Below are 26,677 nucleotides of genomic sequence, written 5' to 3' on the forward strand. Positions count from 1 at the left end.
GGCCGCGGTCGAGGCGGGCGCGGGCGTCGGGCGCGGCGTGTGGGCCGCCCTCGACGTCGACCCCGACGCCCCGGACGCGTTCGCGACCGCGATGGCCCGGCTGGCCGAGCGCAACGCCGCCGCGCTGGGCGCGGGCCCGGTGTTCCTGACCCTGGCGGGCGGCTTCCACGGCAAGCTCGGCGCCAGCGTCCAGCTCACCCACAACCCCGGCTACCGCCTGCCGTTCCAGGGCCTGGGCGCGCCCGCCCGGTTCCTGGCCGCGGACGCGCCCGAGGCCGTCGCCGAGGCGGTCGCCGCCGAGCGCAGGGCCGTGCTGGTGCCCGTGGTCGAGGCGGGCGTGGTCACGCTGCGAGAGCGGGACGCGCCGGTCATCTGCGCGTTCTTCGTCGAGCCGGTCCAGGGCGAGGGCGGCATCCACGTGCTCACCCCGCGGATGGCGGGCGCCATCCGCGCCGCGGCCGACCTGCACGGGTTCCCCGTGGTGGTCGACGAGGTGCAGAGCGGGATGGGCCGCACCGGCCGGTTCTTCTCCGCCGCGGCCACCGGCCTGCTCGGCGACGTGTTCGTGCTCGCCAAGGGCATCGGCGGCGGCATCGCCAAGTCCGCCGTCGTGCTCATCCGCCGCTCGCGCTACCGCAGCGACTTCGAGCTCGTGCACAGCTCCACCTTCGCCAAGGACGCCTTCTCCTGCCACATCGGCATCGAGGTCGTCGGGATGCTGGAGGCGGACGGCGGCGCCGCCTACGCCGCGGCGACCGAGCGCGGGGCCGCCCTGCGCGCCGAGGCGGAGTCCGTCCGCGCCGATTACCCCGACGTCCTCGTCGACGTCCGGGGCGCGGGCCTGATGCTGGGCGTGGAGTTCGCCGACCTGTCCTCGTCACCGGACCCGGTCCTCAGCGAGAACGCCGTCACGGGGCTGATCGGGTACGTGCTGTCCGGGTACCTGCTGCGCGAGCACCGGGTTCGGGTGTTCCCGACCGCCAGCGCGGCGCACACCCTCCGGCTCGAACCGTCCTTGGGCATATCGGACGACGCGATCAGGCAGTTCGGTGCGGCGCTGCGCGGCCTGTGCGCGCTCCTGCGCAAGGGCGACGGGCTGGCGCTGTTGCCGTCCTGAACGCGGGCAACGGGAGAGGGGGTGGGCCGCGGTGGCCCACCCCCTCTCCCGTTGCCCGGTCGGGAAGACGACGACGCCCACCCGCCCCAGGACCCGTGGGTCTTGGGGCGGGTGGGCGCGGTCCCTCCTCCGGTCAGGCGCTCACAGCGGCACGTTGCCGTGCTTGCGCTGCGGGGCGGACCTGCGCTTGCGGCGCAGCAGCTCCAGGCCCCTGGCGATGGCGCCGCGGGTGTCGACCGGGTCGATGACGTCGTCGACCAGGCCGCGCTCGGCGGCGAAGTACGGGTGGGCCAGCTCGGCGCTGTACTCGGCGACGAGCCGGGCGCGCAGCCGGTCGGGGTCCGCGGCGGCGGCGAGCTCGCGGCGGTGGATGACGTTGACCGCGCCCTCGGCGCCCATCACCGCGATCTCGTTGGTGGGCCAGGCCAGCGACAGGTCGCAGCCGATCGACCGGGAGTCCATGACGATGTACGCGCCGCCGTAGGCCTTGCGCAGGATGACCTGCACGCGCGGCACCGACGCCTCGCAGTAGGCGTAGAGCAGCTTGGCGCCGTGCCGGATCGCGCCGGTGTGCTCCTGCTCGGTGCCGGGCAGGAAGCCGGGCACGTCGACCAGGGTGACCAGCGGGATGCCGAAGGCGTCGCAGAAGCGCACGAACCGGGCCGCCTTCTGCGAGGCGGCGGTGTCCAGCACACCCGCCAGCACCAGCGGCTGGTTGCCCACCACGCCGACGGACTGGCCGTCGACGCGGGCCAGGGCGCACAGCACGTTCGGCGCCCAGTGCTCGTGCACCTCCAGGAACTCCCCGTCGTCGACGACCTCGGCGATGACCTCGCGCATGTCGTAGGGCTTGTTCGGCTCGGCCGGGACGATCTCGGCCAGCGCTGGCCTGCGGTCGGCGCCCGCGCCGCCCGCCGGGTAGACCGGGGCGGGGTCGAGGTTGTTGTCCGGCAGCAGCGAGACCAGGTAGCGCACATCGGCCAGGCAGGACTCCTCGTCCTCGGCGACGAACGAGGCCAGGCCGGAGCGGGCGCTGTGCACCTCGGCCCCGCCCAGCTCGGCGTGGCTGACCTGCTCGCCGGTCACCGCGCGCACCACGTCCGGGCCGGTCAGGTAGAGCTGCGCGGTCCCGCGGACCATGAAGGTGAAGTCGGCCAGCGCCGGGGAGTACGCCGCGCCGCCCGCGCACGGGCCGAGCACGACCGAGATCTGCGGGATGACGCCGGAGGCGGCGACCTGGCGGCGGAAGATGCCGCCGTAGCCGTCGAGGGCCATCACCCCCTCCTGGATGCGCGCGCCGCCGCTGTCGTTGAGCGCGATCACCGGTGCCCCGGTCTCCACGGCCAGGTCCAGCACCTTGTGGATCTTCGCGGCGTGCGCCGAGCCGAGCGAGCCGCCGGAGATGGTGAAGTCCTGGGCGTAGACGAACACGGTGCGCCCGTCGATCATGCCGCCGCCCGCCACCACACCGTCGGTGTGCTGGGTCGGCCCGGAGCCGGTGCCCGGGTGCCTGCGGTACAGGTCGACCTCGACGAAGGTGCCGGGGTCGAGCAGCAGCTCCAGCCGCTCGCGGGCGGTGCGCTTGCCCAGCCGGTGCTGGCGGTCCACGGCGTCGGGCCTGCCGGTCACGATGCGCTCGCGCAGCTCCTCGCGCTCGCGCATGGCCGCGCGCATGTCCCGGGGTGGCGGGGCCGGGGGCGCGGTCGGCTCCTGCGGCGTCCCGGCGGTCCGCAGCGGCGGCAGGTCGCGTGCGGGGGTGGTCAGGGTGTCCAGCTCGGAGATGGTCATGGTCGCCTCCGCGTGGTCGGCCTCCCTCCGCGGACGGGTGGGAGGGTCTTGTGGGTGCGGCCTACGCGTTCCGGTCCGTGCGCCGGTAGGCGCCGCCGTAGAACAGCAGGGCGTCGGTGTCGGCGCCCGAGCCGGTGTGCTCGACCCGGCCGAGGAAGACGGTGTGGTCGCCCGCGGCGTGGCTGTCGACCAGGGTGCAGTCCAGCCAGGCGAGCGCGCCCGCGAGGACCGGGGCGCCGGTGGCCGGGCCGGGCGCCCAGTCGACCGGGTCGAACTGGGCGCGGCCCAGCGGCCTGCGCCGGTCGGCGAAGTGCCGGGCCCGGTCCTGCTGGTCGGCGGCGAGCACTGACACCGCGAAGTGGCCCGCTGCCTCGACCGCGCTGTGCATCAGCGCGGTCTTGGCCACGCAGACCAGCACCAGCGGCGGGTCGAGGGAGACCGAGGTGAACGAGTTGGCGGTCATGCCGTGCAGCACGTCGCCGCCGACGGTGACGACCACGACGCCGGTGGCGAAGCGGCCCATGGTGGTGCGCAGGTCGCCCGGGGTGACCGGGGCGGCGGGCGGGCGGGCGGGGATGGTGGCCTGGGCGGGCGCCGTCGTCGTCTTGGTCGCGGTGTCTGTTGCCGTGTCCATGTTTCCTCCTCTGGCTCGTCCGGGTCCCCGTCCGGCCGCGGGGCCTCGCCCCGCGGCCGGGCGGACCTGGTCAGTCGATGGGGGTCGTCTCCAGCGCGATGGGGCGGTCGACCGACATCCACCAGTTGCCGTCCTCGCGCAGGGTGAGGACGTCGGTGCAGATGCCCTTGATGCGCTGGCCCTTGCCCTCGGCGTCGGTGATGTCGAGGACGTACTCGACGATGATCAGCGACGTGTCGGCGGTGCTGTAGCAGGCCTTGACGCTGGACTGGAGCTTCGGACCGGAGGCCAGCAGCGCGGTGATGGCCTCGGTGCGGGCGGCCCCGGTCAGCGGGGCGCCGGACAGGTTCGACACGGCGTCGTCGAGGTAGAGCCGGTCGAAGATGGCGCCCTTGCCGCTGTTGAACGCCGCCAGGAAGGCGTCGTTCTGCTGCTGCGGGTCCGCGGTGAGGACCATGGTCTCAAGGTCGGGAATGGTGGTCGTCATCGGTCTGATTCCCTTTCGCTTCAAGGTGTCCGTGGCTTTTCCGGCCGCCTGCGGGCTATCGAGGCAAAGCTAGCGCGGGGGCGTGCAGCGGCCGTCCACCGCGGATCAACCCGGCGCTCACCGGGCGGGGAGGACGGCCGGTTCCCCGGCGATGAGCGCCGCGGCCCGCTGCCCCACCGCCACCGCGGTGGCGTGGGTGTGCCCGCGCGGGGTCGCGGGGACGACCGAGGCGTCGGCGACGCGCAGCCCGTCGACGCCGCGCACCCGCAGCGCCGGGTCGACCACCGCGCCGGGGTCGTCCGCGCCGCCGACCCGGCAGGTGCCGACCGGGTGGTACATGGTCGCCGCCACCGACCTGGCGTACTCGGCCAGCTCCGCGTCACCGAGCTCCCACGGCCGGTCCGGTGTGGACACGACCCGCGCCAGCGCCGGGGCGTCGAGGACCTCGCCCGCGCGCCGGATGCCCGCGAGCACGGCGGCGACGTCGGCCGGGTCGGTGAGGTAGGCGGGGTCGACGACCGGCGGGGCGGCCGGGTCGCCCGCCAGGTCGACGCGCCCGGCGGACCGGGGGCGCAGCAGGACGACCGGCAGGGTGAACCCGGCCTCGGGCCCCTCGGGGCCGAACGCCAGCGGGCACCAGATCAGCTCCAGGTCGGGCGGGCCGTCCCCGCCGTCGAGGCGCAGCAACGCCGCCGCCTCGGCCACGTTGGACGACAGCGGGCCGGTGCCCGAGGTCTCGTAGGCCGCGCGGGCGGCGGGCCCGGACGCGGCGGTGAACCGGCTGGGCCCGTGGGCGCCGACGACGACGTCCACCACGACGTGGTCGCGCAGGTTCGCGCCGACGCCGGGCAGGTCGGCCACGACCGGCAGGCCCGCGGCGCGCGACCGGGCGGCGTCGCCGATCCCCGAGCGCCGCAACAGGACCGGCGAGCCGACCGTGCCCGCGCAGACGACGACCTCGCGGTGGGCGCGCAACTCCCGACCGTCGACCACGACGCCGGTCGCGCGCCCGGCCACGACGACCACCGAGGACACCTCGACGTCGGTGACCACGTCGAGGTTGTCGCGGTCCAGGACGGGTTTGAGGAAGGCGTCGGCGGCGCTCCACCGGCGGCCGTCGTGCTGGGTCAGCGGCACCAGGCCCGCGCCGCGCGCGGCGGTCCAGTCCACCACCGGGCCGATGCCGGTCTGCGCGCAGGCGGCGAGGAAGGCGTGCGAGCTGGGGTCGGGGTCGCGGGGCGGGGCCAGCCGCAGCGGCCCGGCCGCGCCCAGGCCCGTGCCGGGCTCGCCGGTCCAGCCCTCGACAGCGCGCAGGGGGTCGGCCAGGTCGGCCGCGGTCCACCCGGCGGCGGCCCAGTCCTGGGCGTCGGCGGGGTGGCCGGGCAGCCACATCTGGAAGTTCAGCGACGACGAGCCGCCGAGCACCCGTCCGCGCGGCCAGGCGACGCCGCGCCCGCCCAGGGCGGTCTGCGGGGCGGTGGTGTAGGCCCAGTCGCGCTCGGAGCCGAACAGCTCGACCGCGGCGAACGGGGTGCGCACCTCGGGCACGTCGTCGTGCGGGCCCGCCTCCAGCAGGACCACGCTCACCCCGGGGTCGGCGCTGAGTCGCGCGGCGACCGCGCAACCCGCCGACCCCGCCCCGACCACCACGTAGTCGTAGCCGTCCCTCAACTGGCCACTGAGGACAAACTGATGGTTCTCGCCCATGCCGCACCTCGCCTTCGCACACCGGACCGGGCCGTCCGAACCGGACGCCCGCAGGACGCTGGGCAGTATGCGCGAGCGGCGGTCTTCCCCTGGTCTGCGCGCGGGAAGGCCCGGGAAAGCCGACGGCCCGGCCCCGGGGAGGGGACCGGGCCGGGCCGTCGTCTCAGGCGCCGGGCGGGTGGCGCGCCGCCCGGCGGGTCGTGCACGGGTCCTAGCTGATGACGCTGAGACCGCCGTCGACCACCAGTTCCTGGCCGGTGGTGAAGGTGGCGTCGAAGGCCAGGTGCAGCACCGCCGCGGCGACCTCCGCCGCCGAGCCGTGGCGCTTCATCGGGGTGATCTCGTCGCCCACGGCGGAGAACTCCCGGCGCTCGTCCTCGGAGGCGTCCACACCCATGGACGGGGTGTCGATGAAGCCCGGGCTCACGCAGTTGACCCGGACGTTGCGGCCGACCAGCTCGGCGGCCATGATGCGGGAGAACTGCGACACCGCGGCCTTGGCCCCGCCGTAGACGGACATGCCCGCGCTGCCACCGGTGTTGGCGATGGAGGTCGTGAACACGATCGCGCCACCGTCGCGGACCTGCGGGGCCAGCACCTGGGCGGTGAAGAACGCGCCCTTGGTGTTGACGCCGAAGGTGCGGTCGTAGGTCTCCTCGGTGACCGCGAGGAACGGCTCGAGCTTGGCGTAGCCCGCGTTGACGTGCAGCAGGTCGATCTCGCCGAGCTTGTCGCCCACCTCGGCGCCGAGCGCCTTGATGGCCTCGATGCTGGTGACGTCGGCGCGCACCACGTGCCCGCGCTCGCCGAGCTCGGCCTTCGCCTTGGCGATCCTGTCCTCGTCGCGCCCGGTCACCAGGACCTCGGCGCCCCCCTCGATGAGGGCCTTGGCCACGGCCAGGCCCATACCGTGCGTGCCACCAGACACCACGGCCTTCTTGCCGGCAAACCGGTTCACTTGAATCAATACCCTTCTGCTGACTGCGTTCGCGGCGGAGAGCTCCACGCAGGAATGACGCTACGAGCGGGGGCTCACCGTCGGCTCACGCTCGGCTCACGGTCTGCTCCCGGCCGTCACAACAGGTTGATGACCTGCGCGCTGGCCCGGAAACCGGACTCGATCGCCCCGTCGATGAACGCGCCGTACCAGCCGTCGGCGATGTCCGCCCCGGCGAAGTGGACGCGGCCGTGGGGCTGCTGGATGGCGGGCAGGTGCCCGAGGTACTGGTTGGGCTTGCGCATGCCCCACCCGCCGCGGGTGAACGGGTCCCTGGACCAGGCCTGGGCGCGGTAGTCCAGGACCCTGGCCCCCGGCAGGATGGAGCGGACCGCGTTCTGCACGGCGGCGAGGCTGTCGAACGCGGTGTTGGACTCGCTGAACCCGAGGGCGAGGATGTCGCCGTTGTCCAGCGTCTCCTTGGGGATGACGCTGGTGACCGGCGCGCCCTCGGGGCCGCAGGCGAAGGTGGCCCCGGTCTCCGGCGCGAGCCGCAGCCACATCTTCGTGGAGTTGGCCACGCCGACGCCCTGCCGGGTGGCCGCCGCGTGCACCGGGGGCAGGCCGGGGGCGAACGTGATCGACTTCCACATGTTGACCGGGGTGGCGACGACGACCGCCCGAGCCAGGTACTTGGCCCCGTCCTCGGTCACGACGACCACCTTGCTGGAGTCCGCGCCCACGTGCGTGACGCGGGTGTTGAGCTTCACCATCGCCCGCGAGTCGGCCAGCATCCGCCGGGCGATGGCGGACATCCCGCCCACCGGCCGCTGCTGGGTCTGGCTGTCCCAGCCCGCGTTGGTGTGCCCGCCCAGCGCCCACCACTGCGCCATGCCCGCCAAGCCACCCGCCGCGCTCGACCCGCCGGAGTAGCCGCCGGTGACGCTGCCGACGTAGAGGTCGTCCAACGGCGACAGTCCCAGCTGGTCGATGCGCTGCCGCAGCGAGAGCGGGTCCACCCTGGCCAGCCTCGTCCGGGCGTAGAGCGGCTGCATCGGGCGCGGGAAGTAGAGGTCGCTGCCGTCCATCACCTTGGCCAGCAGCTCGCCCTGGCGGGTGATGGCCGGGATGAAGTCGACCTGCGCGGCCTGCCCGGACACGCCGGGGAAGAACGCCCGCTCCGGGTTGAGGAAGCTGTCGGCGTAGAGCGGCACGCCGTACCGGTCGAGCTCGGCCTTCACGTGCGGTTGGGTGGTGGTCAGCCACTGCCCGCCGAGCTCGATCGGCTTGCCCGCGAAGGTCGTGGTCCAGGTCGAGCCGCCGATGCGGTCCCTGCCCTCCAGGACCAGCACCGAGAGCCCGGCGGCGGACAGTTGGCGCGCGGTGGTCGCCCCCGCGTATCCCGCGCCGATGACGATGACGTCGGCGGTGTTGCGGACGCCGATGCGGCCGCCCTGCCCGACCGCCGCCGCGGTGGCGGGCAGGGTCGCCCCCACCGCGGCGGTGGCCCCGAGGACCTTGAGGAGGGTGCGCCTGCCCAGCAAGGGGTTTCGGCGGGCGGTGGAGTCGTTCGCGGAGCCGGCTAAACCAGCGGTGGGGTCGTCGTTCATGATCTTGCTCCGGTGGGGACGGTGGAACGGGTGCGGGAACGGGTTGGGGTTGGGATTGCGGTCAGACGGTCACAGGTACGGCGTGGCGGCGTCGAGGCCGACCAGGACCCGGCCCTGGACCTCCAGGTTGGTGTTGAGCGCCAGCAGCGCGTGCTGGGCGAAACCCTGGATGTCGCGGTGGAAGCGCTGGATCGGGGCGGCGCGGCCGATGACCGAGGCGCCGCTGGCCTCGAAGAGGATGCGCACTGCCTCCTTGGCCAGGTCGATGGCGAAGGCGGTCTGGCCGCGCAGGTTCGCCGACTCCGCCTCGGTGGGCAGGTCCTGGGCCTCGGCGTGCGCCTGCAGGGCGGGCCACCAGGTCCCGGCGAGCGCCTCGGCGGCGGCGATCTTGTTCGCCGCGGTGGCGACCTGGACCTGGGTGAGCAGGTGCTGGGACTGGTCGGTGTGGTCGGTGTAGGTGATGCCGCGTCCGGGCAGGCGCTCGAGGAACAGCTCCAGCGCGCCGCGCGCCATGCCGATGCAGGCGGCCGCGCACTCGGTCATCACCAGCGGGAACAGGCTGTAGTGGCGGCCGGGCTTGGGCTCGCGGCCCGGGGTGGAGTTGAGGACGGCGTCCTCGATGGTGGCCACCCGGTGCGCGGGGACGAACACGCCCTCGACCCGGGAGGTGTTCGAGCCGGTGCCCGCGGCGGAGGTGGTGTCCCAGTCGTCGCCGATGCTGAACTCCGACATCGGGACGATGGCCACGCCCTCGGTCTCGGTGCCGTCGGGCAGGGTCAGGAACGCGGCGGTGATGTTCCAGTGCGCGCCCTTGGCGCCGGAGTTGAACCGCCACGCGCCGGTCAGCTCGTAGCCACCCTCGACCGGGGTCAGGTGCCCGGACGGGGTGAAGCCGCCGGAGATGCGGGCGTCGGGGTTGGCGAAGACCTCCTCCTGCGCCTGCTCGGGGAACAGGGTGGCCAGCCAGGAGTTGGACACGTAGACCATCGAGACCCACGCGGTGGACGGGCAGCCGCGGCCGATCTCGGTGAGCACCTTGGCCTTGTCGGCCAGCGGCAGGTCCAGGCCGCCGTAGCGGGCCGGGGTGCCCAGGCGGAACACCTGGGCCTGCTCGAGCAGCTCCAGGTTCTCGTCGAGGACCCAGCGGCGGGCCTCGGACTCCACGCCGTTGCGGCGCAGGGTGGGGACGGCGTCGCGGACCGCGTCCAGGATCGTGGCGGTGGTCTGCGGCTCGGCGGTGGCGGTCATCGGTCGCTCCCTGGGGTCGGGTTCACGCGGACCCGCAGGTGGCGGTGTCCGTTGGAGATGAAGGACTCGAGCGGGGTCGTGGGGTCCCCGGCCAGGACCAGGCCGGGGAAGCGGTCGAACAGCATCGGCAGGCCCACGCGCGCCTCCATGCGGGCCAGCGGCGCGCCGAGGCAGTGGTGCACCCCGTGGCCGAAGGCGACGTGGTCGCGGCGGGTGGGCCGGGTCGGGTCGAAGCTGTCGGCGGTGTCGCCGTGCACGCGCGGGTCGCGGCCCGCGGCGGCGAAGGACACCACGATCGGGTCGCCCCGGGTGATGACCACGTCGGTGCCGGGGACGTCGATGTCCTCGACGGCGTAGCGCATCGGCAGCGCGGCGAACGGCGCCTGCAGCCGCAGCGCCTCCTCGATCACGTCGTCCCAGGCCAGGGTCCCGGCGCGGACGGCGGCGAGCTGCTCGGGGTGGGTGAGCAGCAGGTGCACGGCGTGGTCGAGCAGGTTGACGGTGGTCTCGTGGCCCGCGGTGAACATCAGCAGGACGGTGTCGACGAGCTCGCGCCCGGTCAGGTGCGAGCCGTCCTCGTCGGCGGTGCCGATCAGCGCCGAGGTCAGGTCCTGGCCGGGGGTGGCGCGCTTGGCCGCGATCAGCTCGGCGAGCCGGTCGTAGAGCACGACCAGCGCGGCGTCGGCCTTCTCGGCGGTGGCGTTGGTGTTCATGATGGCGTCCACGCTGTCGAGCAGGCCGTCGCGCAGCCCCTCCGGCACCCCGAGCAGCTCGGAGATGACCCGGACCGGGAGCGGGTGGCAGAACTCGGCGCGCAGGTCGACGACCTCGCCCGCGGGCCGGGCGGCCAGGGCCTCGACCAGCTCGGCGGCGATGGCCTGGACCCGGGGGCCCAGCTCAGCGGTGCGCCGGGCGGTGAACGCCTTGGCGACCAGGCGGCGCAGCCGCTTGTGCTCGTCGCCGTAGGCGGTGATCATGTTGCGGTCCGCGACCCAGATCGCCAACGGCCAGGTCCTGGCCAGCTCGCTGTCGCCGCCGCCCCAGGCGGGCCAGTGCCGGTAGGTGTCGCGGGAGACGCGGGGGTCGGTCAGCAGGCTCTTGAGCAGGGCGTGGTCGGTGACCCACCAGGCGGCGACACCGCCGAGGTCGACCGCGGCGACCGGGCCCCGCGCGCGCAGCGCGGCCGCCTCGCCGTGGATGTCGCGACCGGTCAGGTCGATGCGGTGCGGGTCGGCGGCGCGGTCCAGGGCCGATCCGCCGGTGGGCAGGGTCGTGGTCATGTCGGTGCTCCCAGGTGGTCGGCGCGGGCGGGCAGGGCAGGGGCCTGCCCGCCCGCGGAAGGGCTGGGACCGCTCAGGACAGCTTCGCCGAGATGCGCGCGTCGTCGGCCTCGCGCAGGGCGGTGCACAGGTCGCGCAGCCCGGCCTCGAAGAGGTCGATCTCCTCGTCGGTGATGTAGATCGACGGCTCGAAGCGCAGCGTGTTCGAGGAGCTGGCGGTGGTGAAGATGCGGATGTTGTGCTCGCGCAGCAGGAACCCGCAGATGATGAACCCGTACAGGTGCGAGTCCACCCAGTCGCGGATGACCGGCGAGCTCGACTCGCCCTGGTCGAACAGCTCGATGCCGAGCATCAGGCCCTTGCCGCGCGCGTCCTTGACGATGTCGGGGAAGTCGGCCTTGACCGACTCCATCATCGCCAGGGCCTTCGCGCCGCGCTCGGCGGCGACCTTCATCGCCTTGTCGTCGTCGGCGGCGAGCATCCGCATGACCTCGACGGCGACCAGCGAGGACAGGCCGTCCTTGCCGAAGGTGGAGCTCTGCACGTAGTCGAAGTCGCCGTGGAAGCGGCCCTCGCGCACGAACACCGCGCCGGTCTTGACGATCCCGCCGCCCAGGCTCTTGGCCAGGATGACGTAGTCCGGGCGCAGCCCGATCTGCGCGCCCGCCAGGAAGGTGCCCGAGCGGCCCATGCCGCTCTGCACCTCGTCGGCGATGAGCGGGGCGCCGGTGGCGTCGGCGACCTCGCGGGCCATCGCGGCCAGCTCCTCGGTCATCGGCCGGATGCCCGCCTCGCCCATGATCGGCTCGACGATGAACGCGGCGAACCGCGGGAACGCGCGGCGCTCGACCTCGACGGCGCCCCCGCGCACGACCAGGTCGTACACCGTGGACTGCTCCTGCTCGACGATCTTGGCGGCGAGCTCGGGGCGGTCCGGCGGCACGAACCGGGCCTGCATGGCCAGGCTGCGGAACGGCGCGCGGTACATCTCGTTGTAGGTGAGCTGGCTGGTGCTGATCAGCTTGCCGTGGAAGGCCCCCTCGAAGGCGAGGACCAGCGGGGCCACCTCGGCGGCGGCGTCGTTGCGGCGCCCGGCCTCGGCGGCGAGGCGGTCGACCGACTCGGCGTGGGTCTCCCCCTTGTTCAGGCCGAGCACGGCCAGCGCGTGCGGGGCGACGGCGGCGCCCGCCGCGACGGCCTCGCGGGCGGCGGCGACGTTCGCGGCCAACTCCGCCTTGAGCGCGGCGGCGCGGGCGCCGCGGTCGAACTCGGCGTGCTTGATGGCGATCTCGACGGCCTCGGCGCCGGTGCTGCCGAACAGGCCGAACCACGGCTCGTCGGTCCCGGTCTGGCCCCGGGCCATCTCGTTGAACTGGTTGGCCAGGTCCAGCGCGCGGGTCAGGCCGGTGAACTGGGTGTGCACCGGGATGCCCTCGTCGAGCAGTTGCTTGGCGCGGGCGATGAGGCCCGGGTGGTTGTGCCCGAACATCAGCGACCCGAACCCGCAGGCCAGGTCGAGCACCGGGATCTCGGCGCCGTCGGGGCCCTCGTGGTAGAGGTAGCTGCCCGCGGCGCGGGTGTAGCGCACGGCGAGCCCTGCGCTGCGCAGGAGCTCGATCATGTTGCGGTCTGCGTAGTACGGCCCGTCCAGCGGAGCTGCCGTCGCGGTCATGTCCCGTCACCCTCTCTCGTTCCCGACCTCGCGCCGCGGCGTTCTCGGCGTCGGGGTCAGTGATATCGGAGAGGCCCCATGTGGACGGTCTGCGCGATTCCTCCGGACGGCCCGTGGGATCGCGCGGACCGCGCGGTTGTCGGGCGGTTACCGGGCGGAGACCGGGTCCCCGTCGAGCAGCGCGTGGGCCTGCTCGGGGCTGAGCCCCCGGCCCCTGGCGATGGCGGCGGCGAAGGCGTCCGCACCCAGTTTGGCGACCGCGGCGGCGGTTGCCCGGTCGACGTCGGCCCGCTCGGCCTCGGGCAGCGCGGCGTCGACCAGGTCGCGGGCCTGGGCGGCGGAGCCGAGCAGCACCGCGGCCAGTTCGGGGCGGCCGTCGGCGGCGCACGCGCAGGCCATGCCCTCCAGGGCCAGCGCCAGGGCGCGCGGGTCGCCGCCGGTGGCGGCCGCGGCAAAGCTCTGGCGGTGCAGGTCGACCGCGCCCGCCGGGTCGCCGCGCAGCTCGGCGATGAAGCCGAGTTCGGCGAGGATGAGCGCGCTGCCGACCTCGCCGTCGACTTGGCGGCACCAGTCGAGCCAGCGCAGCAGGTAGCGCTCGGCCAGCTCGTAGTCGCCCCGGCGGCGGTGCCCGAGGCCCAGGCCGACGTCGGCGAACTGCTCGCCGAAGGTGAAACCCTGCTCGGCGGCCAGCCGCGATGCCCGCTCGTGCAGCTCGGTGGCCTGGTCGAACTCCCCGCGCAGCAGCGCGATCCGGCCCAGGCCCGCGAGCTTGAGCGAGACCTCGGTCCACAGCCCCAGGCTCTCGGCGACGCGCAGGCCCTCCCGGTGCAGCAGGACGGCCTCGTCGTAGTCGCCCCGGGTCTCGGCGTGCAGCGCCAGCGCGTCCCCGGCCTGCAGCCTGCCCCAGCCGTCGCCGAGGGCGGCGAACAGGTCGGCGCTCTCGGTGCCGTGCGCGCGCACCCCGTCCAGGTCGCCGCGCAGCGCGGACAGCACCGCCATGGTGCCCAGCGCGGCCGCCACCCCCCACGGCTCGTCCAGCTCGCGGAACTCGGCGAGCGCTTGGCGCGCGCGGTCGACGGTCACCTCGCGCTCGCCGTAGCCGCTCTGCGCGAAGGCGAGGAACCAGCGGGCCATCGCGCGCTGGCGGGTGTCGGCGACGGTGTCGAGCGCGGAGTTCGCGGCGTCGACGCGCTCGGTGGACGACAGCTCGGTCTCACCGACCCGCAGCGCGAACCCGCACCGCCACGCCGTGGCCACCGTGCGCAGGTCCGCGGCGCTGTCGCCGCGGATGGCCAGCGCCGCGGTGATGGCGCGCAGCCCCTCGCTCAGCCTGCCGCGCAGGAACCAGTACCAGGCCAGCGTGGTGACCAGGCGCAGCGCCTGGTCGGCGGCGCCGCTGCGGGCGGCGAAGTCCAGCGCGGCGCGCAGGTTCGGCGACTCGGTGTCCAGCCGGGCCAGCCAGCCCCGCTGATCGCGCAGCCGCAGGTGCGGCAGCGCCCGCTCGGCGAACTCGACGTGGTAGTCCAGGTGCGCCCGGTGCGACCACTCGGTCTCCCCGGCCTCGCTGAGGCGCTCGGCGCAGTAGGCGGCCACCGACTCCAGCAGCCGGTACCTCGGCCCGTCCGGGCCGTCGGTGAAGGCGATGAGCGAGCGGTCGACCAGCCTGGCCACCACGTCGAGCACGTCCGGCGCCGCCACCCCGCGCCCGGAGCAGATGGTCTCGGCGGCGGCCAGGCCGCAGCCGCCGATGTGCACCGACATCCGGCGCAGCACCGCGCGCTCCTCGTCGCCGAGGAGCTGCCAGCTCCAGTCGATGGCCGCGCGCAGGGTCTGCTGCCGGGCGGGCGCGTCGCGCAGGCCGACGGTGAGCAGGGAGAACCGGTCGCTGAGCCGGGCGGAGACCTCGTGCACGCCCAGCGCGCGCACCCGGGTGGCGGCCAGTTCGAGGGCGAACGGTATGCCGTCCAAGCGCAGGCAGATGGAGCGGACCGCCTCGGCGTTGTCCACGTCCAGCCGGAACCCGGGGACGGTGGCGGTGGCCCGGGTCACGAACAGCCGCACCGCGCCCGCGCGGGCCAGCTGCGCCGGGTCGACCGCGGCCGGGTCCGGCAGCTCCAGCGGCGGCACGGTCCACAGCCGCTCCCCCGCGATGCCCAGCGGCTCGCGGCTGGTGGCCAGCACCCGCAGCCCGGGGGCCGCCTTGAGCAACCGCTCCACCAGCGTCGCCGCGGTGGCGACCAGGTGTTCGCAGTTGTCCAGCACAATCAGCATCTGCTTGGCGCGCAACGCCTCCACGAGTCGTTCGACCATGCTCACGACCCGGTTGCCGCCCAGCGTCGCCGACGTCTCGTCGCGCACCCCGACCACCTCGGCGATCGTGTAGACCACCGCGTCGAACAGGACGCTGGGCGGGTCGTCCGGCGCGGCCTCCAGCTTGCCCAGCTCGGCCAGCCACACCCCGTCCGGGGCGCTGGGCGCGGACCGGTGCGCCACCGCGAGCGCCAGCCGGGTCTTGCCGACGCCGCCGATGCCGCTGAGGGTGACCAGGCGCCCGGCGTCGAGCAGCGCGCGCACGTGGCCCACCGCCTCGTCCCGGCCGACCAGGGTGCTCAGCTCGGCGGGCAGGTTGCTCAGCGGCCGGGTGGCGGTGGTGATCGGCGCGGGCGAGGCGGTCACCTCGGGCCGCTGCTCGAGCATCGCCTGGTAGAGGGCGCTGACCTCGGAGCCGGGGTCCATGCCCAGCTCGGTGGCCATCCGCTTGCGCAGGTCGTCGTAGCTGCCCAGGGCGTCGCGCAGGCGGCCCGCGCCGTAGAGGGCGCGCATGTGGGCCGCGCGCAGCCGCTCGCGCAAGGGCTCGCGGGCGACCAGGTCGCCCAGCTCGCTGACCAGCAGGCTGTGCTCGCCGAGCTCGAGCATCACCTCGGCGCGGTCCTCCATCGCGGTCAGCCGCTCGTCGTTGAGCCTGCTGATGGCCGCGCGCGCGAACTCGGCGTCGGCGAAGTCCGCCAGCGGCTCGCCCCGCCACAGGCCGAGGGCCTCGGCGAGCGCGGCGGCGCGGGCGCGCAGGTCGGTCTCCTGGCGGGCGCGGGAGACCAGCTCCCGGAAGCGCTCGGAGTCCAGGGCGCCCGGCGGGAGCGTGAGCTGGTAGCCGGGTGGGCGGGACACCACGAGGGCGCCCGCGCCCGCCTCGGAGGTGTCGAGCGCGCGGCGGAGCTGCCACACCTTCGTGTGCAGCGCGCGCGTGGGGCTGCCCGGCTGGGTCTGCCCCCAGACCTCGTCGGCCAACCGGTCCACCGACACCAGCCTGCCCTCGTTGAGCAGGAGGACGGCCAGCAGGGATCTGACCTTGACGTGGGGGACGGTCACCGATTGCCCGGAGCTCGTCCACACAACCAACGGGCCCAGGATGCCGAAGCGCATGGGAAAAGCCTATCGCCGAACGCTCTGGATCAACTGCGCGTAGTGGGCGAATTCGGCTTAATCAGTCAGCGGTCACGGGCAAAGGCCAGCAAAGCCGCGCTTAAGCGAGCGATACCACTGCGCCCATCGCGCCGCGGAAAGGGGGCTTCAGACCCTTCCCGCCCCCTATCACCCTTCCGCCCACCCCCTGTTCCCCCCTGCCGAGAGCGGCCGAGAGCGGGGGGAGAGCGATGCGTGAGACCACGCGGAGCGGTCCAGGCGATCGTTCACCATGTCCGGCCGCACGTGGAGAGGAGAACCATCATGTCGCTGCGACAGCAGGGGTCCGAGGGCCCCGGGCCGGTCACCGTGATCGGCCTCGGCCCGGCCAAGGCTGCGCTCGTCGACGTGTTCGTCTCCGCGGGCCACCCCACGACGGTGTGGAGCCGGGGGCACGACGCGGACGCCGCGCCCGCCGGGGCGCGCCGGGTGGCCACGCTCGCCGAGGCCGTCCGCTCGGCGGAGCTGGTGCTGGTGCGCCTGGTCGACAACGGCGCCATCGAGGAGATCGTGAACGTGGCGGCGGGCGTGGGCCTGACCGGCACCGTGGTCAACCTGACCCCGGGCACCCCGGACGAGGCCCGCCACGCCGCCGACTGGGCGCACGACCGCGGCGTCGCCTACCTCGACGGGGTCGCGCCCGGCCTGACCCACGCGAGCAGCCCCCGCGACGTGCCCGCCTTCTTCGCCGGCCCGCGCGCGGTGTTCGACGCGCACACGGCGGCGCTGGCGCGGATGGCCGCCCGCGCGGTGCACCTGGGCGAGGACGCGGGCCTCCCCGCCCTCATGGAGGCGGCCCTGCTCGACGTCATGTGGAGCGCCTGGACGGGCGTGCTGCACGCGCTCGCCCTGCTCGACGCGGAGGGCGTCGCGCCCGCCACGTTCGTGCCGCACGCCCGCAAGTGGCTCGACCAGGTCGTCACGCCCGGCCTGGCCGGGCTCGGCGAGCGGGTCCGCGGCGGTGTGCCCGCCGCGGGCGAGCCCACCCTCGGCATGCAGGTGGTCGCCATGGACCACCTGCTGGCCACCACCCGGGCGGCGGGCGTGGACCACGCCCTGCCCGCCCTGATCCGCGACCGCGCCGACGAGGCGGTCCTGCGCGGCCACGCCAACGGGGACTTCACGCGCCTGTTCGAGGTGCTGCGACACCCCAAACCGCAGTGAGCCCAGCCGCGGTTCACCTGCCAACCCCCCGAGGAAGGAAAGGTCGATGAACGCCGACATCGAGTCCGCGCGGCGCGCGGGTTTCAAGGAGTGGCTGGGGCTCGCGGTGCTGGCACTGCCCACCCTGCTGCTCTCGGTTGACGCCACCGTGCTCTACCTGGCCCTGCCCCACCTGGCCGCGGACCTGGCCCCGAACGCGTCGCAGACGCTGTGGATCATCGATGTCTACGGCTTCATGATCGCGGGCTTCCTGGTCACCATGGGCACCCTGGGCGACCGGATCGGCCGCAGGAAGCTGCTGCTGATCGGCGCGCTCGCCTTCGGCGCGGCGTCGGTGTTCGCCGCCTTCGCCACCGACCCGGTCATGCTGATCGTGGCGCGGGCGGCGCTGGGCATCGCGGGGGCGACCCTGATGCCCTCGACGCTGGCGCTGATCATCACCATGTTCAAGGACGGCGCCCAGCGCGGCGTCGCGATCGGCGTGTGGGCCGCGTGCTTCTCCGCCGGTGTGGCCGCGGGCCCGCTGCTGGGCGGCGCGCTGCTGGAGCTGTTCTGGTGGGGCTCGGTCTTCCTGCTCGCCGTCCCGGTGATGGTGCTGCTGCTGGCCGCGGGCCCGTTCCTGCTGCCCGAGGACAAGGACCCGAACCCGGGCAAGCTCGACCTGGCCAGCGTCGCGCTGTCGCTGGCGACCATCCTGCCGGTCGTCTACGGCCTGAAGGTCACCGCGGAGAAGGGCGTCGACGTCCCCGCGATCGTCGCGATCGTCGTCGGCCTGGTCGTCGGCGTGGTCTTCACCAAGCGCCAGCGCAAGCTGGAGCACCCGCTGGTGGACCTGAGCCTGTTCGGCCGCCGCGACTTCACCGGCGCGCTGATCGCCCTGCTGGTCGGCCTCGCGGTCGTCGGCGCGGTCTACATGTTCGTCACGCAGTTCCTGCAGCTCGTCGCGGGCTACTCGCCGCTGGTGGCGGGCCTGTGGCTGCTGCCCTCGGCAGGCGCCATGATCGTGGCCTCGATGCTGGCCCCGGGCCTGACCAAGAAGATCCCCGCGGGCACCCTGGTCGGCCTGTCCCTGGGCGTCTCCGCGGTCGGCTACCTGCTGCTCGTCTTCGCGGGCACCCAGGGCAGCCTGCCGATCGTCGTCATCGGGATGGTGCTGGCCTACCTGGGCATCGGCCCGATGATGGCGCTGGGCACCGACCTGGTGGTCGGCGCCGCCCCCGAGGAGCGCGCGGGCTCCGCGGCGGCCATGTCCGAGACGGCGATGGAACTGGGCCTGGCCCTGGGCGTCGCGGTCCTGGGCAGCGTCGGCGCGGCGGTCTACCGCGCGGGCATCTCCGGCGACCTGCCCGGGGGCCTGTCCCAGGGTTCGGTGGACGCGACCGCCACCCCGGCGGGCGCCATCACCGAGGCGGGCGCGCTCGGCGGCGACCTGGGCTCCCAGCTCGCCACGGCGGCGCAGGCGGCCTTCACCTCCGGGCTCAACGTGGTCGGCGGCGTCGGCGCCGCGGTGACCGGCGTCGTCGCCATCGCGGTGCTGGTGCTGCTGCGCCTGCCCAAGGGCGCGGCCACCGAGGCCCCGGTCGAGCAGTCCCCCGCCGTCGCGACCCAGGAGGCGGGCACCGGCGACATCAGCCGGGTCTGACCGCACCACCCCGGCCGCGCCGGGCGCCNNNNCCCCCGGCGCCCGGCGCGGCGGGGGGCACGGCACGAGACCCGCACGAGGTACGCGCAACACCGGCACGGCACACGGTGGGAGCGGGGCCCGCCAGGGAAAGCACAGGAAACCGTTGGAGGGGGACAATGCAGGCGAGCAGGCCAGTGACAACCCGATTCAGCATCCTGGGACCCTTGGATGTGACCTGGGGCGGGCGTTCGGTGCCCCTGGGCGGTGTGAAGCAGCGGGCAACCCTGGGCTTCCTGCTGCTCAAGGCTAACCAGGTGGTTCCCACCAGCACTTTGCTCAAGGCACTGTGGACAGAGGAGGAAGTGCCCGCCTCCGCGCGCAAGATGCTGCAGAACGCGGTGTGGGGGCTGCGGGCGGCGCTGGGCGCCGCCGGGTGCGCCGACGTCCAGTTGAGCACCCAGTCCCCCGGGTACGTGCTCAAGGTCGACCCCGAGTTGCTGGACCTGCACCAGTTCACCTCCGCCGCGAGCGAGGGCCGCTCGCTGCTGGCGGCGGGCGAGTACGAGCGGGCCGCGGTCGTGCTCGGCACGGCGCTGTCGGTCTGGCGCGGGGCCGCGTTGGCCGACCTGGCCGAGATCGGCGTGTGCTGGATGGAGCTGGGCGCGCTGGAGACCAGCAGGCTCGCCGCCCTGGAGGACTACTTCGACGCGGAGCTGGGCTGCGGGCGCCACCACGAGGTGCTGGCCGACCTGCAGGCCCTCGTCGAGACCGAGCGGCTGCGCGAGCGGGCGTGCAGGCAGCTGATGCTGGCGCTGTACCGCTGCGGCCGCCACGCCGACGCGTCGGCGGTGTACGCCAAGCTCCGCTCGGCCCTGGTCGACGACCTGGGCCTGGAGCCGGGCCCGGAGGTGCGCGCGCTGCAACAGGCGATCCTCAACCACGACCCGGTGCTGGCCGCCGCCCCGCGACCGCGCGAACAGGTGGGCCCCGTCGCCGAGACCGCGGCCTCGGAGCAGGCCGACCCCACGCCGGTCATGGCGGGCGTGGCGTTACCCAGGGCCGTCGCTCCCCCCGCCCCGGCGGCGAGCACCGGCCCGCCCCCCAGCCCCGCCGCCGAGCGCACCCCCGAGGCCCCCGCGGCCTCCCCCGCCGCCGGGGCCGACGAGCCCGGCGCCGTCCCCCGGCCCCGCACCCCGGACGCCGCGTCCCCGCACACCGCTCCCGTCCCCAAGCAGCGCAAACGCGTCACCCTCGCCCTGGTCCGGGTGGCTCTCGGCGAGTGCCACGACCTCACCGAGGAGTCCGATGTGGACGACATGCTGGCAGGCGCGGTGTCCCTCGCGCGCACCGGCATCGAGCAGCTCGGCGGCCAGGTGGTCGCCGCGCTCGGCTCGACGGTGCTGGCCGTCTTCAGCTCCCCGCGCGAGCACGACGCCGCCCTGCGCGCCGTGCGAGCCGCGGGCCTGCTGCGCGAATCGCTGGGCGGCCCGGAGCGCGGCGTCGTCGTCACCGCCGCGCTGACCACCGGCGAGGTGCTGCTTCGCGCCCGCTCCAGCGACCCGGACGGTCCGCTCGTCCCGCACGGCGCGCTGGTGGACCGCTGCCAGGACCTGCTCCCGGGCGTCCCCCCGGGCCAGGTGTGGCTGTGCCCGGCCACGCACGCGCTGGTGCGGGACTTCACCGGCTGCGCGCCCATCGCGGACGGCCACTGGGCGCTGCTGGGCCCGCACGGCGACGCCGCGGCGGCGGGCTACCCCGACCAGGACAGCGAGCTCGCCGTGGTCTGCGGCCTGCTCGACCGCACCCGCAGGCGCAGGCGGCCGCACCTGATCACCGTCGTCGACGTCACCAGCCGCACCTCCCGGTCCTTCACCTCCGCGCTGGAGGGCCTCGTCGACGGCGAGGACGTGCTGCTGGTGCGCGGCCGCTGCACCGACGATGACGTGCTCACCGCGCACGCGGGCGCCCTGGCGAGCCTGTGCGGCATCGGCGCCGGGGACGACCCGGCCGAGGTGCAGGACAAGGTCGAGGCCGCGCTGCGCCGGGGGCCCGCGACGCCGTTCGAGGGCACGCTGCTGGCCAAGCGGCTGACCCCGCTGTTCTTCGGCCGCGCCTGCGACCCGAGCCCGAGCCTGCTCACCGCCTGGCAGGCGTTCCTGGAGCACACCGCGAACAACCGCGCGATCGTCGTGGTGCTGGAGGACGTGCACTACGCGCACGACGCGGTGCTGCAGTGGATCGAGCACTGGGTCTCGACCGCGCTGGCCACGCCGCTGCTGGTCGTGGTCACCGCCAGCGGCGAGCTGGCCGCGCGCCGCCCGGACTGGGGCGCCACCGTCCCGCACGCCGCCTCGATAACCCTCGACCACTGCGACGACCAGGACACCGAGCGGCTGCGGCACTCGATCCTGCGCACCGTCGACGAGTGCGAACGGCCGCTGGCCCACCGCCTGCTGACCGCCCCCGCGCACCGGTCCGAGCACGCGGCCGTCGTCCCCGCCCACCTGTCCCCGCGCCGGGGCACCCGCGCCCTGCCCGTCGAGGTCCCGCCGTCGCGGCTGCTGTACGAGACCGCCCTGTCCCGCGGGGCCCGGGAGGCAGCCACCACCTGATGGAACGGTCGCCCAACGCCACCTGGTCCGCGCACAGCGAGGAGGAGCAGTGGTGTCCCCGCAAACCAGTCGAGACGAGCGAGCAGGACCGGGCGCGACCCAGCGGGGACGTCAGGTACCGAGCCCAGGTGGCCCAGGCCTGACGTGGGTGCGGTCGGGCGCGGAGNNNGACCGCACCCGCCGCTCAGCCGATGGACCGGCCGTAGACCCGCCGGACGGCGAGCGTGATCAGCACCCGCCGTTCGGCGACCATGACCGCCCGGTACTCGTCCCAGTCCGGGTGCTCCCCCGCCGCGGCGCGGTAGTACCGGACCAGGGCCTCCACCTCGGGCCCGTGCGGGTCCTCGCCGGGGCCGACGACGCTGGCCGTCCCCTCGGCGGTGGCCCAGGACAGGCCGTCGGGGCTGGTCACCTCCAGCGCGGCCCTGGGGTCGCGCAGCAGGTTGCGGGCCTTGGCGGTCGCCGCCGTGGTGGAGATGACGATCTCCTCCGCCACGCGGTCGTAGTGCGGCTGGACCGGTGAGAGCTGTGGCGTCCCGTCGGCCTTGAGCGTGGCGAGCACGCCCAGGGTCGCTCCGGCCAGCAGGTCTCGCGGGGTGGGCTGTTCTGCGGACATGTCCCGATGATGGCCCAGATCCGGCCTAGACGGGGTCGCTGAGGCTCCAGCCGATCACGGCGTCGAGCACCAGGAAGGCCAGCAGGGAGACCCCGAGCACCGGCATGAACCAGGCCAGCGCGGCGCCGACGAGCAGGATCGGGACCAGGGTCTTGACCGGGGCGCGCCGCCAGGAGCCGCGCGCGGGTGCGCGACCGAACGGCGACCCGCCCATCGGGGGCCTGCGCAGCCACCACATCCGGTAGCCCCAGCCGACCAGGCCGACGATGGCCAGGCCCAGCAGGGTCAGGACGATCTGGTTGGGCACCCCGAACAGGAAGCCCATGTGCGCGTCGATGCCCCACTTGGACAGCTTGGCGCCCAGCGGGTACTCGTCGAAGCGCAGCGCGTCGGTCACCTGCCCGGAGGCCGGGTCGACGGCCATCGAGTCGGCGTGGCTCGGCCACGTCCGCCCCACCTCGGCGACGACGTAGGCCTTGCCCGGCGCGGTGGGCACCCGGATCTCCACCGGGTCGGTCAGGCCCGCGCGCGCGGTGGCCTCCCGCGCGGCGTCGAGGCCGACGTCGCGCCCGGCGGGCGACGGGTCGACCGCCGCGGACACCGAGGGCGTCGACCAGTTCAGCGCCGAGCGCAGCTCGCCGATGTTCTCCCCCGCGTGCCCGGACCAGGTCAGCCCGGTCGCGGACAGGAACAGCAGGCCGACCGCCGCCCACAGGCCCACGACGGCGTGCCTGCTCAGTGTGCGCCCGCGCTTGGCCGCGCCCTCGGTGCTCGGCTCGGCTGTCGGCTTGTCGCGCTTGGCCGCCCGGCGCAGCGCGATCCGGCGGCTGAGCCACAGCCCGAACCCGGCCAGGACGATGACGCTGAGCCAGCTCGCGGCCAGCTCGCTGTAGATCCGGCCGACCTCGCCCAGGTGCAGGTTGCGGTGCAGCACGTCGATCCAGGCGCGCACCGGCAGCGCCTGCCCGGACCCGTAGGTCTCCAGGTTGCCGCGCACCTCGCCGGTGTGCGGGTCGACGAACACCGTCTGGAAGTAGCTGGGTGTGGCCTGCGGCGGGGTGAAGATGACCTGGGTGGTGTCGGTCGGCGTCGGCGCGGGCCGCACGGACTTGAGCGCCCCCTCGGGGAACGCCTCCCGCGCGATGTCGACCTGGCGCTCCAGCGGCAGCCACGTGTCGGACGCGGCGACGTGCAGCTCGTGGTCGTAGACGGCTTCCTCGATCTGCGGCGTGTAGATGTAGGCGATGCCGGTCAGTGCCGCGATGACCAGGAACGGCCCCACGAACACGCCCGCGTAGAAGTGCAGCCGCATCAGCAGCGGCCGCACCCCCGCCCATCCCGGCGCGGTGCGCCGCTTGGGCTTGGCCGCGGTGGACTCAACGGGTCTTTCCGGGGCCCCGCGCTCGTCGATGGTCATCCCCGGCTCCTCTCACTCGGTGCTGCTCCGCCTAGAGGTCGCCTGTGGGTACGGAACAGTTCCCGATTAGTCCCGCTCGTTGGCGGCGTGATGGAACCGGATTGCGACTTTGTTCCCGCCTCGCATACCGCGCCGGGCGCTCAGCCGCGCCCGATCAGCCCCTCGATGCCGTCGAGCAGGCGGGCCAGGCCGAACTCGTACGCCTCGGCCGCCTGCTCGGCGGTGGCCTGGTCGAAGCCGCCCGCCTCCCACACCCGGACCATGGCCGGGAACCGCTCGTAGTCGAAGTAGGTCTCCCAGAACCACTGGCGGGCCTGCCACCACGCGTCGTCGCTCTGCCCGGTCGCCGCCTCCACCTGGGACCGCTCGACCTCCTCGGCGGCCGCGGCGTCCACGAAGGACGCCACCGAGCGGGCGGCCGCGGCGGTCTGCCGGGCGGTGAGGCCGGTGTCGACCAGCGCGGCGAGCAGGTACTCCTCGCCCTCCAGCGAACCGGGCCCCAGCGGCGGCCGCAGGGTCGAGACCTGGCGCAGCCACGGGTGCCCCCGGTGCATGCGCAGCGTCCGCTCGGCGTAGTGCCGGACCTTGTCGCGCCACCCCCCGCCCGGCACGTCGACGAGCAGGTCGCGCTCCCCGAAGACCTGGTCGACCATGAGGTCGAGCAGTTCGGCCTTGCCGGGCACGTAGGAGTACAGCGTCATCGTCCCCGCCCCGAGCGCTTTGGCGACCCGGGCCATCGACAACGCGGCCAGCCCCTCGGCGTCGGCCAGCTCGATGGCCGCCCGGACAACGGCGTCGAGGGTGAGGGTGGGCTTGCGGCCCGCGGTACCCCGCTTCTGCGGCGGGGGCGCGCCCTTGTCCCGCCACAGCAGCTCCATGAGCCGCTTGGCGCCCTGCTCGACGCCGCCCGCCGTGCCGCCGTCCTCGGTGTCGCCCACGGTGCCAGGCTAGTGACCCCCGACCCGCCCGAGCCCGTCAGGCGCGCCGACCGGCTACTGCGCCCCGACCCACCAGCGGGTGCCGTCGGCGGTGTCCTCGATGGTGATGCCGCGCGCCTGCAGGCCGTCGCGGATCGCGTCGGCGTCGGCGAACCTGCGCTCGGCGCGCAGGGCCCGGCGGTCGGCGAGGAGCCGCTCGATCTCGGCGGCGTCCGGGGCCTGGACGGTGTCGAGGGCGAAGGCGCCGAAGAGGTCCTCGACGTCGGCGAGGAACCCGTGGGCGGCGCGGCCCGGGGTCTCGCCGGAGCGGTTCTGCGCGCGGATGTAGTCGAACAGGACCGCCAGCGCGCCCGGGGTGTCCACGTCGTCGTCGAGGCGGGCGTCGAACTCCGCGCGCGCGTTGTCCGCCAGCGCGGCGGCGGCCGGGGAGTCCACGTGCCCGGGATCGATGAGGCGGGCGAAGTTCTCCACCCGGCGGCGGGCGCCCCGGGAGTTCTCCAGCACCGCGGCGTTGATCTCCATCGAGGACCGGTAGTGGTGCGACAGGAACGCGTAGCGCAGGGTGCGCGCGTCGGTGACCGCCAGCGCGTCGCCGATGGTCTGGAAGTTGCCGAGGCTCTTGCCCATCTTGCGGCCCTCGACGCGCAGCAGGCCGGTGTGCATCCAGTAGCGGACCAGCGGGACCTTGCCCGAGGCCGCCTCCATCTGCGCGATCTCCGCCTCGTGGTGCGGGAAGATCAGGTCGACCGCGCCGCCGTGCAGGTCGTACTGCGGGCCGAACTGGGCCTCGGTGATGGCCGTGTCCTCCACGTGCCAGCCGGGCCGCCCCTCCCCCAGCTCGGTGGCCCAGTACGGTTCGCCCGGCTTGCGCGCCTTCCACAGCGCGAAGTCGCCCGCGTTGCGCTTGCCCGCGTTCTCGTCGACCCGGGAGACCGCGTCCTCCTCCTTGACCTCGGTGCGCCCGGAGAGCTTGCCGTAGTCGGGGAAGGTGGACAGGTCGAAGTACCAGCCGTCGTCGAGCCGGTAGGCGTGGCCGCGGTCGATCATCTGCTTGATCTGGGCGACGATCTGCTCGATGTGGTCGGTGGCGCGCAGGAACCGGTCGACCGAGGTGTTGCCCAGCGCGGCCATGTCCTCGACGTAGGCCTCGGTGAACCGGTCGGCCAACTCCTTGGCGTCCACACCCAGTTCGGTGGCGCGCCTGATGATCTTGTCGTCGATGTCGGTGATGTTCTGCACGTAGGTCAGCGCGTAGCCGCGCTTGCGCAGCAGCCGGGCCACCAGGTCGAACTGCGTGTAGGTCTTGGCGTGGCCGATGTGGCTGCGGTCGTAGACGGTCGGGCCGCAGACGAACATCCGGACGACGCCGGGCTCCATCGGCTCGAAGGGCTCGACCTGCCGCGTGAGTGTGTTGAACACCCGCAGTGCCATGGGGGAGACAGCCTTCCGTGCAAAGCGTGGGTTGGTGGTCGGGGGAGCTCAGCTCACACCCGACATCGCCTGCCGTCTCTGGACATGGGCAGAGGGTACCGGGCGTACCCGGACAGCCGGTGGAGCCGCCCCGCGCGCGCCGTGCGGCCCGAGAACACCATTTCACTACTCATCTAGTGAAAGGGTGTTAGGGTGCTCATCGTCGGAGGGAGGACCAGACATGGTCGACAAGGACACACCCGTGGTCACGCACGGGCTGGAGAAGCGCTACCGGAGGGGGTGGGCGCTGCGCGACTGCTCGGTCGTGGTCCCGCCCGGACGGGTGACCGCGCTGGTCGGGCCGAACGGGGCGGGCAAGAGCACGCTGATGGGGGTCATCACCGGCTTGACCGGCAGGACGGGCGGCGACATCGCGGTCTTCGGAGCGGTTCCGGGTGGGCGAGGGGTGTACCCGGAGATCTCGTTCCTAGGCCAGCAGAAGCCGCTGTACCCGCAGTTGACCGTGCGCGAGACACTGCGGCTGGGTGAGCGGATGAACCCGAGGTGGGACGCCGCCCACGCGGCCGAGGTCGTGCGGTCGCTGGACACCGACGCCAAGGTCAGGACGCTCTCCAGCGGGCAGCGCACCCGGTTGGCGCTGGCCCTGGCGCTGGGCCGCAGGCCGCGGCTGGTGCTGCTCGACGAGCCGCTGGCCGACCTGGACCCGTTGGCCCGGCACGAGGTCCTCGAGCTGGTGCGGCGGCACGGCCAGGCCGAGGGCATGGCGGTGATGCTGTCCTCGCACGTGCTCGCCGAACTGGAGGGGGTCTGCGACCACCTGATCCTGCTCAAGGACGGCAAGCAGCAGGTGACCGGCGAGGTCGCCGACCTGGTCGAGGGCCACCTGCTCGGCGTCGGCCCGCCGGGCGCGCCGTGGCCGGTGCCCGCGGCCGACGT

The 26,677-nt window shown here is 74.2% G+C and carries 19 protein-coding genes; 5 read left to right on the forward strand and 14 right to left on the reverse strand.

Annotated elements, in window-relative coordinates; translation table 11 throughout:
• Positions 1-1,117 (forward strand): aminotransferase class III-fold pyridoxal phosphate-dependent enzyme (locus tag GCL84_RS00995; protein ID WP_156753400.1); only part of this gene is annotated, 1,117 nt, incomplete at its 5' end.
• Between the two features lie 141 nt (positions 1,118-1,258).
• On the opposite strand, the gene GCL84_RS01000 is transcribed toward GCL84_RS00995, so the two are convergent.
• From GCL84_RS01000 to GCL84_RS01045, 10 genes are all read right to left on the reverse strand, one after another.
• Entirely contained in the window at positions 1,259-2,791 is a 1,533-nt protein-coding gene (locus tag GCL84_RS01000; protein ID WP_407924346.1) for an acyl-CoA carboxylase subunit beta, read from the reverse strand.
• Positions 2,792-2,966: 175 nt separating this feature from the next.
• Positions 2,967-3,539: a flavin reductase family protein gene (locus GCL84_RS01005; protein WP_156753402.1), complete on the reverse strand. Its 573-nt coding sequence runs from the start codon at positions 3,537-3,539 to the stop codon at positions 2,967-2,969.
• 70 nt (positions 3,540-3,609) lie between these two features.
• Positions 3,610-4,026: a YybH family protein gene (locus GCL84_RS01010; RefSeq protein ID WP_156753403.1), complete on the reverse strand. Its 417-nt coding sequence runs from the start codon at positions 4,024-4,026 to the stop codon at positions 3,610-3,612.
• A gap of 117 nt (positions 4,027-4,143) precedes the next feature.
• Positions 4,144-5,697 carry a GMC family oxidoreductase gene (locus GCL84_RS01015; RefSeq protein WP_197522930.1) on the reverse strand — a complete coding sequence of 518 codons (1,554 nt, stop codon included), beginning with the start codon at positions 5,695-5,697 and terminating at the stop codon, positions 4,144-4,146.
• 247 nt (positions 5,698-5,944) lie between these two features.
• Positions 5,945-6,691: an SDR family NAD(P)-dependent oxidoreductase gene (locus GCL84_RS01020; protein ID WP_156753405.1), complete on the reverse strand. Its 747-nt coding sequence runs from the start codon at positions 6,689-6,691 to the stop codon at positions 5,945-5,947.
• A 116-nt stretch (positions 6,692-6,807) separates the two neighbouring features.
• The gene (locus GCL84_RS01025) at positions 6,808-8,280 is read right to left on the reverse strand and encodes a flavin monoamine oxidase family protein (protein ID WP_156753406.1); all 1,473 of its coding nucleotides are present in this window, start codon (positions 8,278-8,280) and stop codon (positions 6,808-6,810) included.
• A gap of 69 nt (positions 8,281-8,349) precedes the next feature.
• Positions 8,350-9,528, reverse strand: coding sequence for an acyl-CoA dehydrogenase family protein (locus tag GCL84_RS01030; RefSeq protein WP_156753407.1), 1,179 nt, complete (start codon positions 9,526-9,528; stop codon positions 8,350-8,352).
• Positions 9,525-10,808, reverse strand: coding sequence for a cytochrome P450 family protein (locus GCL84_RS01035; RefSeq protein WP_156753408.1), 1,284 nt, complete (start codon positions 10,806-10,808; stop codon positions 9,525-9,527). Before GCL84_RS01035 ends, GCL84_RS01030 begins: the two co-directional genes overlap by 4 nt.
• Positions 10,809-10,881: 73 nt before the next feature.
• Positions 10,882-12,480 (reverse strand): aspartate aminotransferase family protein, encoded by a 1,599-nt coding sequence (locus GCL84_RS01040; RefSeq protein WP_197522931.1) that lies wholly within the window; start codon positions 12,478-12,480, stop codon positions 10,882-10,884.
• A gap of 147 nt (positions 12,481-12,627) precedes the next feature.
• Positions 12,628-15,900: a BTAD domain-containing putative transcriptional regulator gene (locus tag GCL84_RS01045; protein ID WP_156753409.1), complete on the reverse strand. Its 3,273-nt coding sequence runs from the start codon at positions 15,898-15,900 to the stop codon at positions 12,628-12,630.
• Positions 15,901-16,203: 303 nt separating this feature from the next.
• Between GCL84_RS01045 and GCL84_RS01050 the strand changes: the two genes are divergently transcribed.
• From GCL84_RS01050 to GCL84_RS30510, 3 genes are all read left to right on the forward strand, one after another.
• Entirely contained in the window at positions 16,204-17,103 is a 900-nt protein-coding gene (locus GCL84_RS01050; protein WP_156753410.1) for an NAD(P)-dependent oxidoreductase, read from the forward strand.
• A gap of 46 nt (positions 17,104-17,149) precedes the next feature.
• Positions 17,150-18,745: an MFS transporter gene (locus tag GCL84_RS01055; RefSeq protein WP_156753411.1), complete on the forward strand. Its 1,596-nt coding sequence runs from the start codon at positions 17,150-17,152 to the stop codon at positions 18,743-18,745.
• 212 nt (positions 18,746-18,957) lie between these two features.
• On the forward strand, positions 18,958-21,339 hold the full coding sequence (locus GCL84_RS30510; RefSeq protein WP_268891313.1) for a BTAD domain-containing putative transcriptional regulator: 2,382 nt from the start codon (positions 18,958-18,960) through the stop codon (positions 21,337-21,339).
• A 184-nt stretch (positions 21,340-21,523) separates the two neighbouring features.
• Here GCL84_RS30510 and GCL84_RS01065 read toward each other — a convergent pair whose 3' ends face one another.
• The 4 genes from GCL84_RS01065 to cysS all read right to left on the reverse strand — a co-directional run bounded on the left by GCL84_RS01065 (position 21,524) and on the right by cysS (position 25,729).
• Positions 21,524-21,955 (reverse strand): PPOX class F420-dependent oxidoreductase, encoded by a 432-nt coding sequence (locus tag GCL84_RS01065; protein ID WP_156753413.1) that lies wholly within the window; start codon positions 21,953-21,955, stop codon positions 21,524-21,526.
• Between the two features lie 25 nt (positions 21,956-21,980).
• Positions 21,981-23,372: a PepSY-associated TM helix domain-containing protein gene (locus GCL84_RS01070; RefSeq protein ID WP_156753414.1), complete on the reverse strand. Its 1,392-nt coding sequence runs from the start codon at positions 23,370-23,372 to the stop codon at positions 21,981-21,983.
• 140 nt (positions 23,373-23,512) lie between these two features.
• The gene (locus tag GCL84_RS01075) at positions 23,513-24,310 is read right to left on the reverse strand and encodes a TetR/AcrR family transcriptional regulator (protein WP_235925907.1); all 798 of its coding nucleotides are present in this window, start codon (positions 24,308-24,310) and stop codon (positions 23,513-23,515) included.
• A 54-nt stretch (positions 24,311-24,364) separates the two neighbouring features.
• The gene (gene cysS / locus GCL84_RS01080) at positions 24,365-25,729 is read right to left on the reverse strand and encodes a cysteine--tRNA ligase (protein ID WP_197522933.1); all 1,365 of its coding nucleotides are present in this window, start codon (positions 25,727-25,729) and stop codon (positions 24,365-24,367) included.
• A 232-nt stretch (positions 25,730-25,961) separates the two neighbouring features.
• Between cysS and GCL84_RS29080 the strand changes: the two genes are divergently transcribed.
• Positions 25,962-26,677, forward strand: a 716-nt coding sequence (locus tag GCL84_RS29080; protein WP_197522934.1) for an ABC transporter ATP-binding protein, incomplete at its 3' end; no start/stop codon positions are given.

Origin of the sequence: Actinokineospora pegani (assembly GCF_009745975.1) — a bacterium.
Lineage (GTDB): Bacteria > Actinomycetota > Actinomycetes > Mycobacteriales > Pseudonocardiaceae > Actinokineospora > Actinokineospora pegani.

Coding starts and splice junctions, on each gene's coding strand:
- GCL84_RS01000 (WP_407924346.1), bottom strand. CDS start 2,791: ATGCGCGCGGCCATGCGCGAGCGCGAGGAGCTGCGCGAGCGCATCGTG.
- GCL84_RS01005 (WP_156753402.1), bottom strand. CDS start 3,539: ATGGACACGGCAACAGACACCGCGACCAAGACGACGACGGCGCCCGCC.
- GCL84_RS01010 (WP_156753403.1), bottom strand. CDS start 4,026: ATGACGACCACCATTCCCGACCTTGAGACCATGGTCCTCACCGCGGAC.
- GCL84_RS01025 (WP_156753406.1), bottom strand. CDS start 8,280: ATGAACGACGACCCCACCGCTGGTTTAGCCGGCTCCGCGAACGACTCC.
- GCL84_RS01030 (WP_156753407.1), bottom strand. CDS start 9,528: ATGACCGCCACCGCCGAGCCGCAGACCACCGCCACGATCCTGGACGCG.
- GCL84_RS01035 (WP_156753408.1), bottom strand. CDS start 10,808: ATGACCACGACCCTGCCCACCGGCGGATCGGCCCTGGACCGCGCCGCC.
- GCL84_RS01040 (WP_197522931.1), bottom strand. CDS start 12,480: ATGACCGCGACGGCAGCTCCGCTGGACGGGCCGTACTACGCAGACCGC.
- GCL84_RS01045 (WP_156753409.1), bottom strand. CDS start 15,900: ATGCGCTTCGGCATCCTGGGCCCGTTGGTTGTGTGGACGAGCTCCGGG.
- GCL84_RS01050 (WP_156753410.1), top strand. CDS start 16,204: ATGTCGCTGCGACAGCAGGGGTCCGAGGGCCCCGGGCCGGTCACCGTG.
- GCL84_RS01055 (WP_156753411.1), top strand. CDS start 17,150: ATGAACGCCGACATCGAGTCCGCGCGGCGCGCGGGTTTCAAGGAGTGG.
- GCL84_RS01065 (WP_156753413.1), bottom strand. CDS start 21,955: ATGTCCGCAGAACAGCCCACCCCGCGAGACCTGCTGGCCGGAGCGACC.
- GCL84_RS01070 (WP_156753414.1), bottom strand. CDS start 23,372: ATGACCATCGACGAGCGCGGGGCCCCGGAAAGACCCGTTGAGTCCACC.